Raw genomic sequence first — 14505 nt, forward strand, 5'->3', positions numbered from 1 at the left:
TCTTTGTATTAGATAGTGTGTTCCAAATTTCTTATATTTTGTTAGGATTTGGGTAGAATCATTGATAACAGACTGTTACAAATCTAGTTAGCTGTATGATTTATGATTATCTACTTTTCTAGTAACCAATCTATAATGTTTTTCTTCTCAATACCATTGTAATTTGCTGTTGGCTGAATCGTATCCATTGTTAATAGATATTTTGGGAATTGATCTTTAATGGCTTCTAGTGGTCTAAGTTCTCTTTCTAGTGTTTCTGGAGCAAGTGTTGTTTCACTGACTTGATAATAAGCGTAGTGACCAAGATCAGTTACAACAACAAAATCAACCTCATACTTATCTAAATTACCAACATATACTTGCGAATATCTACGTCTCAATTCCAAATAGACAATATTTTCCAAGATATGGCCAATATCTTCTTTGTGGTCTGGCAATAAGAGGTGTCGTAAACCTAAATCAACGGGATAATATTTTTCTAAGCGTTGTAATAATGCTCTGCCTTTTACATCAAAACGTGGAACGGAATAAAAAAGTAAACTGTCTGTCAAAGTCGTCAAATAATTTTCCAAAGTATTGTGGGATATTGAAACATTTTGGCTGACCAGGGTATTGCGAATCTTATTCGTTGATATTAAGCTACCTGTACTACTGAGAAGGGTTCGGACAATGCGCTCAATAATAGTAGGATTTGGATTTCCCAATCTAGTGACAATATCATTTAACAGTATTGAGTTATATATTCCTCTTAGATAGTCAATTTTTTCAGCGTAAGATGATGTTTGCAATAAGTAAGGGAAAGCACTAAAGAGATAATTGTTAAAAATTTCTGTTGTATTCAGATTCTTTGAGAGAGCTTGACCTGATAGGTATTCTTCAAATGACAAAGGAAGAACCTCTATCTCAACATACCGACCAGTCAAGTTTGTAGCTAATTGGCTACTCATAAAGTAGGCGTTGGATCCAGTCAAATAGAGGTCAACATTTGGTAGGATGAATAGACTATCTGCTACTAGCTCAAATTTTTCAACATGTTGAATTTCATCTAAAAAGATATAGTATGTTTTTTCCTCAACTAACCGCTCTTTTATATAAGCAAATAATGTTTGAAAATGTCGCAGTTCATAGTAACTCAAATCTTCAAAATTTATGGATATAATCTGATCCTCGTCTACCCCAGTTGCTAGTAACTCCTCTTTATAGAGTTGAAAGAGAACAGATTTACCAGCTCGTCTAACTCCACTCACAACTTTAATGATTTGGCGGTCACGATGTCTTCTTAAAAAGTCTAAATAATGTGGTCTTTTAATATAGTTCATAATAGTTACCTCAAAGATAGTATAATATAAATAGTAATTATTTTCAAATATTTAGAAATAAAATAGAATTTGTTTTATTATTTTTAAATATCTAGAAATAATATTTAGAACTATTTAAATATTTTCAGGATAGAAAAAGAAATTGTCCAGGAGCGAAGAAACTGTATATTTGTTGCTAAACTGTACATCATCTTTGTGATACATTAGATCGTATTTCTCAATTACATAAGCTCCGAAAACTAAAAAAGTGATAACCCTTTGATAACCTCTTGATTTTCAAAAGGATTATATATGTAAAAATTGAGGATTCATCTCTCGAAAGTACTTGATTTTAGCAATAATTTACCATAAATATCATGATGTAGAAAAAACCAGGTCTTAAGAAAGCTCGTAAAGCATCACAATTTAGTAAACGTTAATTCGAAAGAATTATTGATCTTATGGGACTTTTTTGAGGACTAGTTAAGTTCTCTTTTTTATCTAATTAATAAACTTATAAGTAATGCTTATTTTCATTTTTCTCTAACATCTAACTGTTTATGTCGCCATTTAATTTTTTATCATTTCGTTTACTAAATGACTTTTGTCATATTCTCTAATTACATTAGGCTCTATTTTTCTAATTTATAATGAAATACAATAGATTTATAACAGAAAGGAAGAAAAAAATGAAACATAAAGTAATTGTCGCAATGAGTTTAGTAGTAGCAGGAGTCATGACTTATCTCATGTTTTCAGGATTGGATGAAGATTTCTATCATTTTCCTTGGGAGCTATTTGCAGGATTTGGAATGATGTCCTGGCTTATCCGAGAAGGTTTGAAATTAGTCTCAGATGTGAAAAAGGAGTTTGAAAAATGAAAAAAGCGTTTCTCTATCTTTTTATTGGACTATCACTAGTGGTATGGTTGGTAGAAATGTTTACAGGTTGGTTTGATCAAGCCTTCCTTCACCAATTCATCCGTGGTGCCTGGGGACTAGGATTTATGATTTTTATCGCCTTTCCTATGGGAAAGGAGTGGCTGAAAGGAGAATATCATGAACATGATTAAGGTAGAAAGCCTAAATAAAAACATCAAGGGCAAGTCTATTTTGAAGGGTATTTCCTTTGAGGTAGCTGAAGGTGAATGCGTCGCCTTGATTGGGCCCAATGGTGCTGGGAAGACCACACTCTTGGACTGTCTGCTTGGAGATAAACTGGTCACAAGCGGTCAAGTATCCATCCAAGGCTTGTCAGTGACGAGTTCTCAGTTAGATTACACAAGATCCTACCTGCCTCAAGAAAATGTCATCGTTCAGAAATTAAAGGTCAAAGAGTTGATTGCTTTCTTTCAAAGCATTTACCCAAATCCCTTGAGCAACCAGGAAATTGATCAACTATTGCAGTTTGACCAGCAACAAAAAGAGCAATTTGCAGAAAAATTGTCAGGTGGACAAAAGCGTCTCTTTTCTTTCGTCTTGACCTTGATTGGGCGACCAAAGCTAGTCTTCTTAGATGAGCCGACTGCTGCCATGGATACTTCAACCCGTCAACGCTTTTGGGAAATTGTTCAGGAACTAAAAGCTAAGGGAGTTACCATTCTCTATTCCTCCCATTATATCGAAGAGGTAGAGCATACAGCGGACCGAATCTTGGTCTTGAATAAGGGAGAGTTGATTCGTGATACGACGCCTCTAGCCATGCGTAGTGAGGGAATTGAAAAGCATTTTATCCTTCCTCTAGCATACAAGGAAGTCATTGAGCAGTCTAACTTGGTTGAAAACTGGTCACAAAAACAAGATGCTTTGCAAGTAGTTACACGTGAAGCGGATGCTTTTTGGCAACTGTTAGTGCAAGCAGGATGTAGGATTCAAGAAATTGAAGTCAATAATCGTAGCTTGTTGGATACAATCTTTGAAGAAACACAAAAGGGAGATGACTAAGATGAAACGATGGATCGCACTAAACAAGATAGAATTTCTATTGACCAAACGACAATTAGTCTATTATCTATTATCTGTAGGGATGCCGACAGCCTTCTATTTATTCTTTTCAGGCATGTACCAGGACACACCTGGTGGACCAGCTAATTTTATGCGTGATTACCTCATCTCTATGACAGCCTTTTCCATGATGTCGACAGCTATGTTTTCATTCCCAGCTGTTTTACATACAGATAAAATCAACAACTGGCAGAAAACATTGCGCCATACTCCGGTAAATATGGTAGAATATTATCTATCAAAGATAACAAGTATGATGGTTGATTATCTGGTCTCAATCCTGGTTGTTTTCTCAGTTGGGCACTTGGTAAGAGGTGTGGATATGCCTTTAGGAAGCTGGATTGGGGCTGCGTTCTTGCTGATAGTAGGAAGTGTAGCTTTTGTAGCGCTTGGCTTGACCTTGACACTCTTGCCTTCTAGTCAGCTGATGTCTGTCGTGGGCAATCTTCTCTATCTAGGCTTGGCTGTTTTAGGTGGACTCTGGATGCCCATCTCTTTATTTCCAGACTGGATGCAAGCAATCGGGAAGTGCCTACCAACTTATCAGTTGATGGAGTTGCTCAAGACCTTCTTAAACGAGGGTAGCATCAATCTATCAGCCACAGTTTATCTACTTGTTTTTTCAGCAGTTTTGTTTGGTTTGACCATTTACCTTCAAGGTCATAAGGAGAATGCTTAATGCTTGAAAGACTGAAAAGCATACATTATATGTTTTGGGCTAGTTTAATTTTTATGATTTTCCCCATCCTACCTGTAGTGACTGGATGGCTTTCTGCCTGGCATTTATTGATTGATATTCTATTTGTAGTGGCGTATTTGGGTGTTTTAACAACTAAGAGTCAGCGCCTATCTTGGCTATATTGGGGCCTCATGCTGATTTATGTAGTTGGGAATACTGCCTTTGTTGCTGTTAATTATATCTGGTTTTTCTTTTTCCTATCCAATCTCTTAAGTTATCATTTCAGCGTAGGTGGTTTAAAGTCTTTACATGTCTGGACTTTTCTTCTTGCTCAAGTCCTTGTTGTGGGTCAACTTTTGATTTTTCAGAGAATCGAAGTTGAGTATCTATTCTATCTACTTGTAATTCTTGCTTTTGTCGATTTGATGACTTTCGGCTTGATTCGCATTCGTCTTGTGGAGGATTTGAAAGAAGCTCAGGCTAAGCAAAATGCCCAGATAAATCTCTTGCTTGCTGAAAATGAACGCAGTCGTATCGGTCAAGATTTGCATGATAGTCTGGGACATACCTTTGCTATGTTGAGTGTCAAGACAGATTTAGCCTTGCAGTTATTTCAGATGGAGGCTTATCCACAGGTGGAAAAGGAATTAAGAGAAATACAGCAAATTAGCAAAGAATCAATGCGTGAAGTGCGAACCATTGTGGAAAATCTTAAGTCTAGAACTTTGACATCCGAACTAGAGACTGTGAAAAAGATGTTAGAAATTGCTGGAATTGAGGTGGAAATAGCTAATCAACTAGATACAGCTAGCTTAACTCAGGAATTGGAATCAACGGCTTCCATGATTTTGCTTGAATTAGTGACCAATATCATTAAACATGCTAAAGCGTCTAAAGTCTACTTGAAATTAGAACGGACAGAGAAAGAACTCATTCTAACAGTGAGAGATGATGGCTGTGGCTTTGTTTCTATAAGCGGGGATGATCTCCATACAGTTCGAGATCGTGTTCTTCCATTTTCGGGAGAAGTAAAGGTAATTAGTTGGAAACAACCGACAGAAGTTCAGGTTCGACTACCTTATAAGGAGAGAAAGTAGATGAAAGTATTAGTCGCAGAAGATCAAAGTATGTTGCGAGACGCCATATGCCAGTTGCTCACGCTTCAACCGGATGTAGAGTCTGTCTTTCAGGCCAAGAATGGGCAAGAAGCAATCCAACTATTAGAAAAGGAGTCTGTAGATATCGCCATCCTTGACGTAGAAATGCCTGTTAAGACAGGTCTTGAAGTCTTGGAGTGGATACGAGCAGAAAATATAGAAACAAAGGTGGTTGTGGTGACGACCTTCAAGCGCCCTGGGTATTTTGAACGTGCGGTCAAGGCTGGAGTAGATGCTTATGTATTAAAAGAAAGAAACATTGTAGAGCTCATGCAAACCTTGCACACTGTCCTCGAAGGGCGCAAGGAGTATTCGCCTGAATTGATGGAAGTGGTGATGATGCATCCCAATCCGTTGACAGAACAAGAAATCGCAGTTTTAAAGGGAATCGCTCAGGGCTTATCCAACCAAGAAATTGCAGATCAACTTTATTTATCAAACGGAACAGTCCGAAACTATGTCACCAATATTCTTTCAAAACTTGATGCAGGCAATCGAACAGAGGCAGCTAATATCGCGAAAGAATCTGGTTGGTTGTGATGATATAATATTTTTTGAACATTATGTGCTAAAATTGATGGGATTGAATGGAACAATACTAACTTTAGGAGAGGGGGGATTCCTCCTTTTTCTTTTTTGGGGGAGCACTACAAAAGAGCTAAAATTAACAAGAAAAAAGAAAAATATATTGACAATGAAGCGAAAATTGTGTTACAATAATAGACGGTACTTTTTACTTTTGGTCTCTCAAGAGTGTACAGGGACGTGCTGACAAATGTTGCAAAAGTACACACAGATGATAGCTGTCACCAAGTGTATCATCACCAAAAATAAAAAAACACAGGAGAATGTAGATGCCTACAATTAACCAATTGGTTCGCAAACCGCGTAAATCAAAAGTAGAAAAATCTAAATCACCAGCTTTGAACGTTGGTTACAACAGTCATAAAAAAGTTCAAACAAACGTTTCTTCACCACAAAAACGTGGTGTTGCAACTCGTGTTGGAACAATGACACCTAAAAAACCTAACTCAGCCCTTCGTAAATTCGCTCGTGTACGTTTGAGCAACCTTATCGAAGTTACTGCCTACATCCCAGGTATCGGGCACAACTTGCAAGAGCACAGCGTGGTTCTTCTTCGTGGTGGACGTGTAAAAGACCTTCCAGGGGTACGTTACCATATCGTCCGTGGTGCACTTGATACTGCAGGTGTTAACGATCGTAAACAAGGCCGTTCTAAATACGGTACTAAACGTCCAAAAGCATAAGGAAAGGGGATAAAGAGAAATGAGTCGTAAAAATAGAGCTCCAAAACGTGACGTATTGCCAGATCCGCTTTACAATTCACAACTAGTTACTCGTCTTATCAACCGCGTTATGCTTGATGGTAAACGTGGTACAGCTGCTTCAATCGTTTACGGTGCCTTTGAGCAAATCAAAGAAGCTACTGGTAACGATGCACTTGAAGTATTTGAAACAGCTATGGAAAACATCATGCCTGTACTTGAAGTACGTGCACGTCGTGTTGGTGGTTCTAACTACCAAGTCCCAGTTGAAGTTCGTCCAGAACGTCGTACAACACTTGGACTTCGTTGGTTGGTAACAATCGCTCGTCTTCGTGGTGAACACACAATGCAAGACCGTCTTGCAAAAGAAATCTTGGATGCTGCTAACAACACTGGTGCAGCTGTTAAGAAACGTGAAGACACTCACCGTATGGCTGAAGCTAACCGTGCATTCGCACACTTCCGTTGGTAAGATTAAGATACTAAGGGCGTTAAAAAAGCGACTGAAAATTAGGAAGCTTGACGAAGAATCGAAGATTCTAGGAGAGCTTATCTATTTTCCGAGCTTTTAGCCCGGGTTCAATTAGGATACTAAGAGCGCTAAAAGAGCAAAGTAGAAATAGGAAACTGATGCAGTATTCGATGGATACAAGGAAGTTTATCTTTTTCACACAGCATCCCGTTCAAGCTCAAATCGGTTAACTAACTTTAGCCCGAGTTCAATTCAACTTGTAAATCTACAAGTTGAAACCAACAATAGCATGAAAACATTGAGAACGGGTAGGTCCTGCCTATCCGTTTTTATTAAAATCGTGTTATAATAGAATAGAAATCAAAAATAAATAGGAGAAATAAACCTCATGGCACGCGAATTTTCACTTGAAAAAACTCGTAATATCGGTATCATGGCTCACGTCGATGCTGGTAAAACAACAACTACTGAGCGTATTCTTTACTACACTGGTAAAATCCACAAAATTGGTGAAACTCACGAAGGTGCGTCACAAATGGACTGGATGGAGCAAGAGCAAGAACGTGGTATCACTATCACATCTGCTGCGACAACAGCTCAATGGAACAACCACCGCGTAAATATCATCGACACACCAGGACACGTGGACTTCACAATCGAAGTACAACGTTCTCTTCGTGTATTGGATGGTGCGGTTACCGTTCTTGACTCACAATCAGGTGTTGAGCCTCAAACTGAAACAGTTTGGCGTCAAGCAACTGAGTATGGAGTTCCACGTATCGTATTTGCCAACAAAATGGACAAAATCGGTGCTGACTTCCTTTACTCTGTAAGCACACTTCACGATCGTCTTCAAGCAAATGCACACCCAATCCAATTGCCAATCGGTTCTGAAGATGACTTCCGTGGTATCATCGACTTGATCAAGATGAAAGCTGAAATCTATACGAACGACCTTGGTACAGATATCCTTGAAGAAGATATTCCAGCTGAATACCTTGACCAAGCACAAGAATACCGTGAAAAATTGGTTGAAGCAGTTGCTGAAACTGACGAAGAATTGATGATGAAATACCTCGAAGGTGAAGAAATCACTAACGAAGAATTGAAAGCTGGTATCCGTAAAGCTACTATCAACGTTGAATTCTTCCCAGTATTGTGTGGTTCTGCCTTCAAAAACAAAGGTGTTCAATTGATGCTTGATGCGGTTATTGACTACCTTCCAAGCCCACTTGATATCCCAGCAATCAAAGGTATTAACCCAGATACAGACGCTGAAGAAACTCGTCCAGCATCTGATGAAGAGCCATTTGCAGCTCTTGCCTTCAAGATCATGACAGACCCATTCGTAGGTCGTTTGACATTCTTCCGTGTGTACTCAGGTGTTCTTCAATCAGGTTCATACGTATTGAACACTTCTAAAGGTAAACGTGAACGTATCGGACGTATCCTTCAAATGCACGCTAACAGCCGTCAAGAAATCGACACTGTTTACTCAGGTGATATCGCTGCTGCCGTTGGTTTGAAAGATACTACTACTGGTGACTCATTGACAGATGAAAAATCTAAAATCATCCTTGAGTCAATCAACGTTCCAGAACCAGTTATCCAATTGATGGTTGAGCCAAAATCTAAAGCTGACCAAGACAAGATGGGTATTGCCCTTCAAAAATTGGCTGAAGAAGATCCAACATTCCGCGTTGAAACAAACGTCGAAACTGGTGAAACAGTTATCTCTGGTATGGGTGAGCTTCACCTTGACGTTCTTGTTGACCGTATGCGTCGTGAGTTCAAAGTTGAAGCGAACGTAGGTGCTCCTCAAGTATCTTACCGTGAAACATTCCGCGCTTCTACTCAAGCACGTGGATTCTTCAAACGTCAGTCTGGTGGTAAAGGTCAATTCGGTGATGTATGGATTGAATTTACTCCAAACGAAGAAGGTAAAGGATTCGAATTCGAAAACGCAATCGTCGGTGGTGTGGTTCCTCGTGAATTTATCCCAGCGGTTGAAAAAGGTTTGGTAGAATCTATGGCTAACGGTGTTCTTGCAGGTTACCCAATGGTTGACGTTAAAGCTAAGCTTTACGATGGTTCATACCACGATGTCGACTCATCTGAAACTGCCTTCAAGATCGCAGCTTCACTTGCTCTTAAAGAAGCTGCTAAATCAGCACAACCAGCTATCCTTGAGCCAATGATGCTTGTAACAATCACTGTTCCAGAAGAGAACCTTGGTGATGTTATGGGTCACGTAACTGCTCGTCGTGGACGTGTAGATGGTATGGAAGCACACGGTAACAGCCAAATCGTTCGTGCTTATGTTCCTCTTGCTGAAATGTTCGGTTACGCAACAGTTCTTCGTTCTGCATCTCAAGGACGTGGTACTTTCATGATGGTATTTGACCACTACGAAGATGTACCTAAGTCAGTACAAGAAGAAATCATTAAGAAAAACAAAGGTGAAGATTAATTTATCTTCGCTCTGAAGGAAGTCACTTAGTGGCTTCCTTTTGTTTTTAGAAAATGTCTCTAAATATGGTAAAATAGTAGGAGAATAATGTGAGGAAAATGAATGTCAAATAGTTTTGAAATTTTGATGAATCAATTAGGAATACCGTCAGAGATAAGGCAGCATTCTGCTTTAGCTCAGGCTGATATTGAAGGTGTTGTGGTTCATAAAATCAGTAAGTTATGGGAGTTTCACTTTGTATTTTCTAATATTTTACCTATTGAAATCTTTTTAGAATTAAAGAAAGGTTTGAGCGAAGAATTTTCTAAGACAGGCAATAAAGCAATTTTTGAAATCAAGGCTCTGTCTCAAGAATTTTCAAATCAACTCTTGCAGGCCTATTATAGAGAGGCTTTTTCTGAGGGGCCATGCGCTAGTCAAGGTTTTAAATCACTTTATCAAAATTTACAAGTGCGAGCAGATGGGAATCATCTCTTTATAGAGGGAGCTGAAGCTATTGACAAGGAGCATTTTAAGAAAAATCATCTCCCTAACCTCTCTAAACAGCTCGAAAAATTTGGTTTTCCAGCTTTTATTTGTCAAGTAGAGAAGAATGATGTTCTGACCCAGGAGCAGGAAGAGGCTTTTCATGCTGAAAATGAGCAGATTGTTCAAGTAGCAAATGAGGCAACCTTACGGGCTTTGGAACAATTGGATCAAATGACACCTCCTCCAGCGGAAGAGAAACCAGCTTTTGATTTTCAGGCTAAGAAGGCTGCCGTGAAGCCTAAGTTAGAGAAAGCAGAAATCACCTCTATGATCGATATAACGACAGAGGAAAATCGAATTGTTTTTGAAGGACTTGTTTTTGATGTTGAACAAAAGGTAACCAGAACAGGGCGTGTCTTGATCAATTTTAAAATGACGGACTATACTTCAAGTTTTTCTATGCAAAAGTGGGTCAAGAACGAGGAAGAGGCTCAGAAATTTGACCTCATCAAGAAAAATTCTTGGCTCCGAGTGCGTGGGAATATAGAGATGAATAATTTCACACGCGATTTGACTATGAACGTACAGGATGTGCAGGAAGTTGTTCACTATGAGCGGAAGGATTTGATGCCAGAAGGTGAGCGTCGAGTTGAGTTTCATGCTCATACTAACATGTCTACCATGGATGCACTACCAGAGGTCGAAGAAATCGTTGCGACAGCTGCTAAGTGGGGACACAAGGCGGTTGCCATCACGGACCATGGGAATGTCCAGTCCTTTCCACACGGCTATAAGGCAGCCAAGAAAGCTGGAATCCAGCTAATCTATGGAATGGAAGCCAATATTGTGGAGGACCGTGTCCCTATCGTCTATAACGAAGAGGAGATGGACTTGTCTGAAGCGACCTACGTGGTTTTTGACGTGGAAACGACGGGGCTTTCAGCTATCTATAATGACTTGATTCAGGTTGCGGCCTCTAAGATGTACAAGGGGAATGTTATTGCTGAATTTGATGAATTTATCAATCCTGGGCATCCCTTGTCAGCTTTTACTACTGAGTTAACTGGAATTACAGATGATCATGTCAAAAATGCTAAACAACTGGAACAAGTGTTACAGGAATTCCAAGAATTTTGCAAGGATACAGTCTTAGTTGCCCACAATGCAACCTTTGACGTAGGATTTATGAATGCCAATTATGAGCGTCATGGTCTTCCAAAGATTAGTCAGCCAATTATTGATACGCTTGAGTTTGCTAGAAATCTCTATCCTGAGTATAAACGTCATGGTTTGGGGCCTTTGACCAAGCGTTTTGGTGTGGCTTTGGAACATCACCACATGGCCAATTACGATGCGGAAGCTACTGGTCGTCTGCTCTTTATTTTTATCAAAGAAGTGGCAGAAAAACATGGGGTGACCGATCTAGCTAGACTTAACATTGATTTGATTAGTCCAGATTCTTATAAAAAAGCTCGGATCAAGCATGCGACTATCTATGTCAAGAATCAGGTAGGTCTAAAAAATATCTTTAAGCTGGTTTCTTTATCCAATACCAAGTACTTTGAAGGGGTGCCACGGATTCCGAGAACGGTTTTAGATGCCCATCGGGAAGGTTTGATTTTGGGGTCGGCTTGTTCTGAAGGTGAAGTTTTTGATGCAGTCGTTTCCCAAGGTGTGAATGCGGCGGTTGAGGTGACCAAGTATTATGACTTTATCGAGGTTATGCCACCTGCCATCTATGCTCCCTTGATTGCTAAGGAGCAGGTCAAAGATATGGAGGAACTCCAGACCATTATCAAAAGTTTGATAGAAGTGGGAGACCGTCTAGGTAAGCCTGTTCTAGCTACGGGTAATGTTCACTATATCGAACCGGAAGAAGAGATTTACCGTGAAATTATCGTCCGTAGTTTGGGACAGGGGGCTATGATTAACCGAACTATCGGTCATGGGGAACATGCCCAACCAGCACCACTTCCAAAGGCTCATTTTAGAACGACTAATGAGATGTTGGATGAATTTGCCTTCTTGGGAGAGGAACTGGCTCGTAAACTGGTTATTGAAAACACCAATGCCTTGGCAGAAATCTTTGAGCCTGTGGAGGTCGTTAAGGGTGACTTGTACACGCCTTTCATCGACAAGGCTGAAGAAACGGTTGCTGAATTGACCTACAAGAAAGCTTTTGAGATTTATGGAAATCCGTTGCCAGATATTGTCGATTTGCGGATTGAAAAAGAACTAACCTCTATTCTGGGAAATGGATTTGCTGTGATTTATCTGGCATCGCAGATGCTGGTGCAACGTTCCAATGAACGAGGGTACTTGGTGGGTTCTCGTGGATCTGTTGGATCTAGTTTCGTTGCGACCATGATTGGGATTACAGAAGTCAATCCTCTTTCTCCTCACTATGTCTGTGGTCAGTGTCAGTACAGTGAGTTTATCACAGATGGTTCGTACGGTTCAGGTTTTGATATGCCCAATAAGAACTGCCCAAAATGTGGTCACAAACTCAGCAAAAACGGACAGGATATTCCGTTTGAGACCTTCCTTGGTTTTGATGGGGACAAGGTTCCCGATATTGACTTGAACTTCTCGGGAGAAGACCAGCCTAGTGCTCACTTGGATGTACGTGATATCTTTGGTGAGGAATATGCCTTCCGTGCAGGAACGGTTGGTACGGTGGCTGCCAAGACTGCCTATGGTTTTGTCAAGGGCTATGAGCGAGATTATGGCAAGTTTTATCGTGATGCAGAGGTAGAACGCCTCGCTCAAGGTGCGGCTGGTGTCAAGCGGACAACAGGACAACACCCAGGGGGAATCGTTGTTATTCCTAACTACATGGATGTCTATGATTTTACGCCTGTCCAATATCCAGCAGATGACGTGACAGCTGAATGGCAGACCACTCACTTTAACTTCCACGATATCGATGAGAACGTCCTCAAACTTGATGTGCTGGGACATGATGATCCGACCATGATTCGGAAACTTCAGGATTTGTCTGGGATTGATCCTAATGAAATTCCTATGGATGACGAAGGTGTGATGGCCCTCTTTTCTGGGACGGATGTGTTAGGGGTAACACCTGAGCAAATCGGAACGGCGACAGGTATGCTGGGAATTCCAGAGTTTGGAACCAACTTCGTCCGTGGCATGGTCGATGAAACCCATCCGACAACTTTTGCGGAGTTGTTGCAGTTGTCTGGTCTGTCCCACGGTACCGACGTTTGGTTGGGCAATGCTCAAGATCTGATTAAGCAAGGAATAGCAGACCTATCGACTGTTATCGGTTGTCGAGACGACATCATGGTTTACCTCATGCACGCGGGTCTAGAGCCTAAGATGGCCTTTACTATCATGGAACGGGTGCGTAAAGGCTTGTGGCTGAAGATTTCAGAAGAGGAACGCAATGGCTACATCGAAGCCATGAAGGCTAATAAGGTGCCAGAGTGGTATATCGAATCCTGTGGGAAAATTAAGTACATGTTCCCTAAAGCCCATGCGGCAGCCTACGTTATGATGGCCTTGCGTGTAGCTTACTTCAAGGTTCACCATCCCATTTATTACTACTGTGCTTACTTCTCCATTCGTGCTAAGGCTTTTGATATCAAGACCATGGGTGCGGGCTTGGATGCTATCAAGCATAGAATAGAAGAAATCGCTGAAAAACGGAAGAATAATGAGGCCTCTAATGTGGAGATTGACCTCTATACAACTCTTGAGATTGTCAATGAAATGTGGGAACGTGGTTTCAAGTTTGGGAAGTTAGACCTCTACCGTAGTGATGCGACTGAATTCATCATTGACGGAGATACACTGATTCCACCATTTGTCGCTATGGATGGTCTGGGAGAAAACGTTGCCAAGCAGTTAGTGCGAGCGCGTGAAGAGGGAGAATTCCTCTCTAAAACAGAACTCCGCAAGCGTGGTGGGCTCTCATCAACCTTGGTTGAAAAGATGGATGAAATGGGTATTCTTGGAAATATGCCAGAGGATAACCAGCTCAGTTTGTTTGATGAGTTGTTTTAATAGGGCAGATTATCCCCAATTTTACAGAGATGTTTGATAATCATGACCACCCGTCTAACGGGTGGTTTGTCCCAGGGCTATAAGCCCCAATCACCAGCCAGCGCCTAAAGACGCTGGCTTTCACGTTGTTCAAGCCTTATTGCTCTTGACTCGTCACTTGCCTCTCAAAGAGGCTTTAGTATTACTTACCACTATCCCTAAAGGGATCCTCATATTCTTTTACACTCAATTTATCTAGTGCTATATCATGCTTTTCCTGCTCTTGAATATATTTCTTAATTGTGGCTTCATTGAGTTCCACCGTACTTACATAATAACCTTCCGCCCAGAAATGCCGATTCCCAAACTTGTATTTGAGATTGGCGTGTTTGTCAAACATCATGAGTGCACTTTTTCCCTTTAAATAACCCATGAAACTCGAAACACTTATTCTTGGTGGAATACTTACTAACATATGTACATGGTCTGGCATTAAGTGACCCTCGATAATTTCAACTCCTTTATAACTACACAAGCGATGAAATATTTCGCCTAAACTACTTCGATATTGATTATAAATGACTTTTCGTCTATACTTAGGGGTGAACACAATGTGATATTTACACATCCACTTTGTGTGTGATAAACTATGTGCCTTTTGTGCCAT

Annotated in this window: 12 protein-coding genes; 10 read left to right on the forward strand and 2 right to left on the reverse strand. The window is 40.4% G+C overall.

All coding sequences use genetic code 11. The features are described 5' to 3' along the window. Positions 1 to 110 precede the first annotated feature (110 nt). Entirely contained in the window at positions 111 to 1319 is a 1209-nt protein-coding gene (locus QZ114_RS03340; protein ID WP_295499689.1) for an ATP-binding protein, read from the reverse strand. A 668-nt stretch (positions 1320 to 1987) separates the two neighbouring features. Here QZ114_RS03340 and QZ114_RS03345 point away from each other — a divergent pair. From QZ114_RS03345 to QZ114_RS03390, 10 genes are all read left to right on the forward strand, one after another. Further along, positions 1988 to 2179: a hypothetical protein gene (locus QZ114_RS03345; RefSeq protein ID WP_295499691.1), complete on the forward strand. Its 192-nt coding sequence runs from the start codon at positions 1988 to 1990 to the stop codon at positions 2177 to 2179. Further along, a complete protein-coding gene (locus QZ114_RS03350; RefSeq protein WP_000708869.1) occupies positions 2176 to 2370 on the forward strand; it encodes a hypothetical protein in 195 nt (64 codons plus the stop codon). Before QZ114_RS03345 ends, QZ114_RS03350 begins: the two co-directional genes overlap by 4 nt. Then, positions 2357 to 3241, forward strand: coding sequence for an ABC transporter ATP-binding protein (locus QZ114_RS03355; protein ID WP_295499694.1), 885 nt, complete (start codon positions 2357 to 2359; stop codon positions 3239 to 3241). The genes QZ114_RS03350 and QZ114_RS03355 overlap by 14 nt, the downstream gene beginning before the upstream one ends. 1 nt (position 3242) lies before the next feature. Then, on the forward strand, positions 3243 to 3980 hold the full coding sequence (locus QZ114_RS03360) for an ABC transporter permease (RefSeq protein WP_295499696.1): 738 nt from the start codon (positions 3243 to 3245) through the stop codon (positions 3978 to 3980). Then, the gene (locus tag QZ114_RS03365) at positions 3980 to 5077 is read left to right on the forward strand and encodes a sensor histidine kinase (RefSeq protein ID WP_295499698.1); all 1098 of its coding nucleotides are present in this window, start codon (positions 3980 to 3982) and stop codon (positions 5075 to 5077) included. Before QZ114_RS03360 ends, QZ114_RS03365 begins: the two co-directional genes overlap by 1 nt. After that, complete coding sequence (locus tag QZ114_RS03370; protein WP_295499700.1) at positions 5078 to 5677, forward strand: response regulator transcription factor; 600 nt, start codon at positions 5078 to 5080, stop codon at positions 5675 to 5677. It abuts the gene before it with no gap. Positions 5678 to 5991: 314 nt separating this feature from the next. Next, the gene (gene rpsL, locus QZ114_RS03375; protein WP_001142332.1) at positions 5992 to 6405 is read left to right on the forward strand and encodes a 30S ribosomal protein S12; all 414 of its coding nucleotides are present in this window, start codon (positions 5992 to 5994) and stop codon (positions 6403 to 6405) included. A 19-nt stretch (positions 6406 to 6424) separates the two neighbouring features. After that, on the forward strand, positions 6425 to 6895 hold the full coding sequence (gene rpsG, locus QZ114_RS03380; RefSeq protein ID WP_000087873.1) for a 30S ribosomal protein S7: 471 nt from the start codon (positions 6425 to 6427) through the stop codon (positions 6893 to 6895). Between the two features lie 388 nt (positions 6896 to 7283). Beyond that, positions 7284 to 9365 (forward strand): elongation factor G, encoded by a 2082-nt coding sequence (gene fusA / locus QZ114_RS03385; protein ID WP_000090355.1) that lies wholly within the window; start codon positions 7284 to 7286, stop codon positions 9363 to 9365. A gap of 102 nt (positions 9366 to 9467) precedes the next feature. Next, positions 9468 to 13859 carry a PolC-type DNA polymerase III gene (locus QZ114_RS03390; protein ID WP_295499703.1) on the forward strand — a complete coding sequence of 1464 codons (4392 nt, stop codon included), beginning with the start codon at positions 9468 to 9470 and terminating at the stop codon, positions 13857 to 13859. 181 nt (positions 13860 to 14040) lie between these two features. Here the strand turns inward: QZ114_RS03390 and tnpA are convergent, their stop codons facing one another. Further along, positions 14041 to 14505 (reverse strand): IS200/IS605 family transposase, encoded by a 465-nt coding sequence (gene tnpA / locus QZ114_RS03395; RefSeq protein ID WP_295499705.1) that lies wholly within the window; start codon positions 14503 to 14505, stop codon positions 14041 to 14043.

Source organism: uncultured Streptococcus sp. (genome assembly GCF_901875575.1).
GTDB lineage: Bacteria > Bacillota > Bacilli > Lactobacillales > Streptococcaceae > Streptococcus.

Excerpts from the sequence above, each read along its gene's own strand:
- QZ114_RS03345 (WP_295499691.1), top strand. The coding sequence starts at position 1,988 with ATGAAACATAAAGTAATTGTCGCAATGAGTTTAGTAGTAGCAGGAGTC.
- rpsL (WP_001142332.1), top strand. The coding sequence starts at position 5,992 with ATGCCTACAATTAACCAATTGGTTCGCAAACCGCGTAAATCAAAAGTA.
- fusA (WP_000090355.1), top strand. The coding sequence starts at position 7,284 with ATGGCACGCGAATTTTCACTTGAAAAAACTCGTAATATCGGTATCATG.
- QZ114_RS03390 (WP_295499703.1), top strand. The coding sequence starts at position 9,468 with ATGTCAAATAGTTTTGAAATTTTGATGAATCAATTAGGAATACCGTCA.
- QZ114_RS03365 (WP_295499698.1), top strand. The coding sequence starts at position 3,980 with ATGCTTGAAAGACTGAAAAGCATACATTATATGTTTTGGGCTAGTTTA.
- QZ114_RS03355 (WP_295499694.1), top strand. The coding sequence starts at position 2,357 with ATGAACATGATTAAGGTAGAAAGCCTAAATAAAAACATCAAGGGCAAG.
- QZ114_RS03370 (WP_295499700.1), top strand. The coding sequence starts at position 5,078 with ATGAAAGTATTAGTCGCAGAAGATCAAAGTATGTTGCGAGACGCCATA.
- QZ114_RS03340 (WP_295499689.1), bottom strand. The coding sequence starts at position 1,319 with ATGAACTATATTAAAAGACCACATTATTTAGACTTTTTAAGAAGACAT.
- QZ114_RS03360 (WP_295499696.1), top strand. The coding sequence starts at position 3,243 with ATGAAACGATGGATCGCACTAAACAAGATAGAATTTCTATTGACCAAA.
- tnpA (WP_295499705.1), bottom strand. The coding sequence starts at position 14,505 with ATGGCACAAAAGGCACATAGTTTATCACACACAAAGTGGATGTGTAAA.
- QZ114_RS03350 (WP_000708869.1), top strand. The coding sequence starts at position 2,176 with ATGAAAAAAGCGTTTCTCTATCTTTTTATTGGACTATCACTAGTGGTA.
- rpsG (WP_000087873.1), top strand. The coding sequence starts at position 6,425 with ATGAGTCGTAAAAATAGAGCTCCAAAACGTGACGTATTGCCAGATCCG.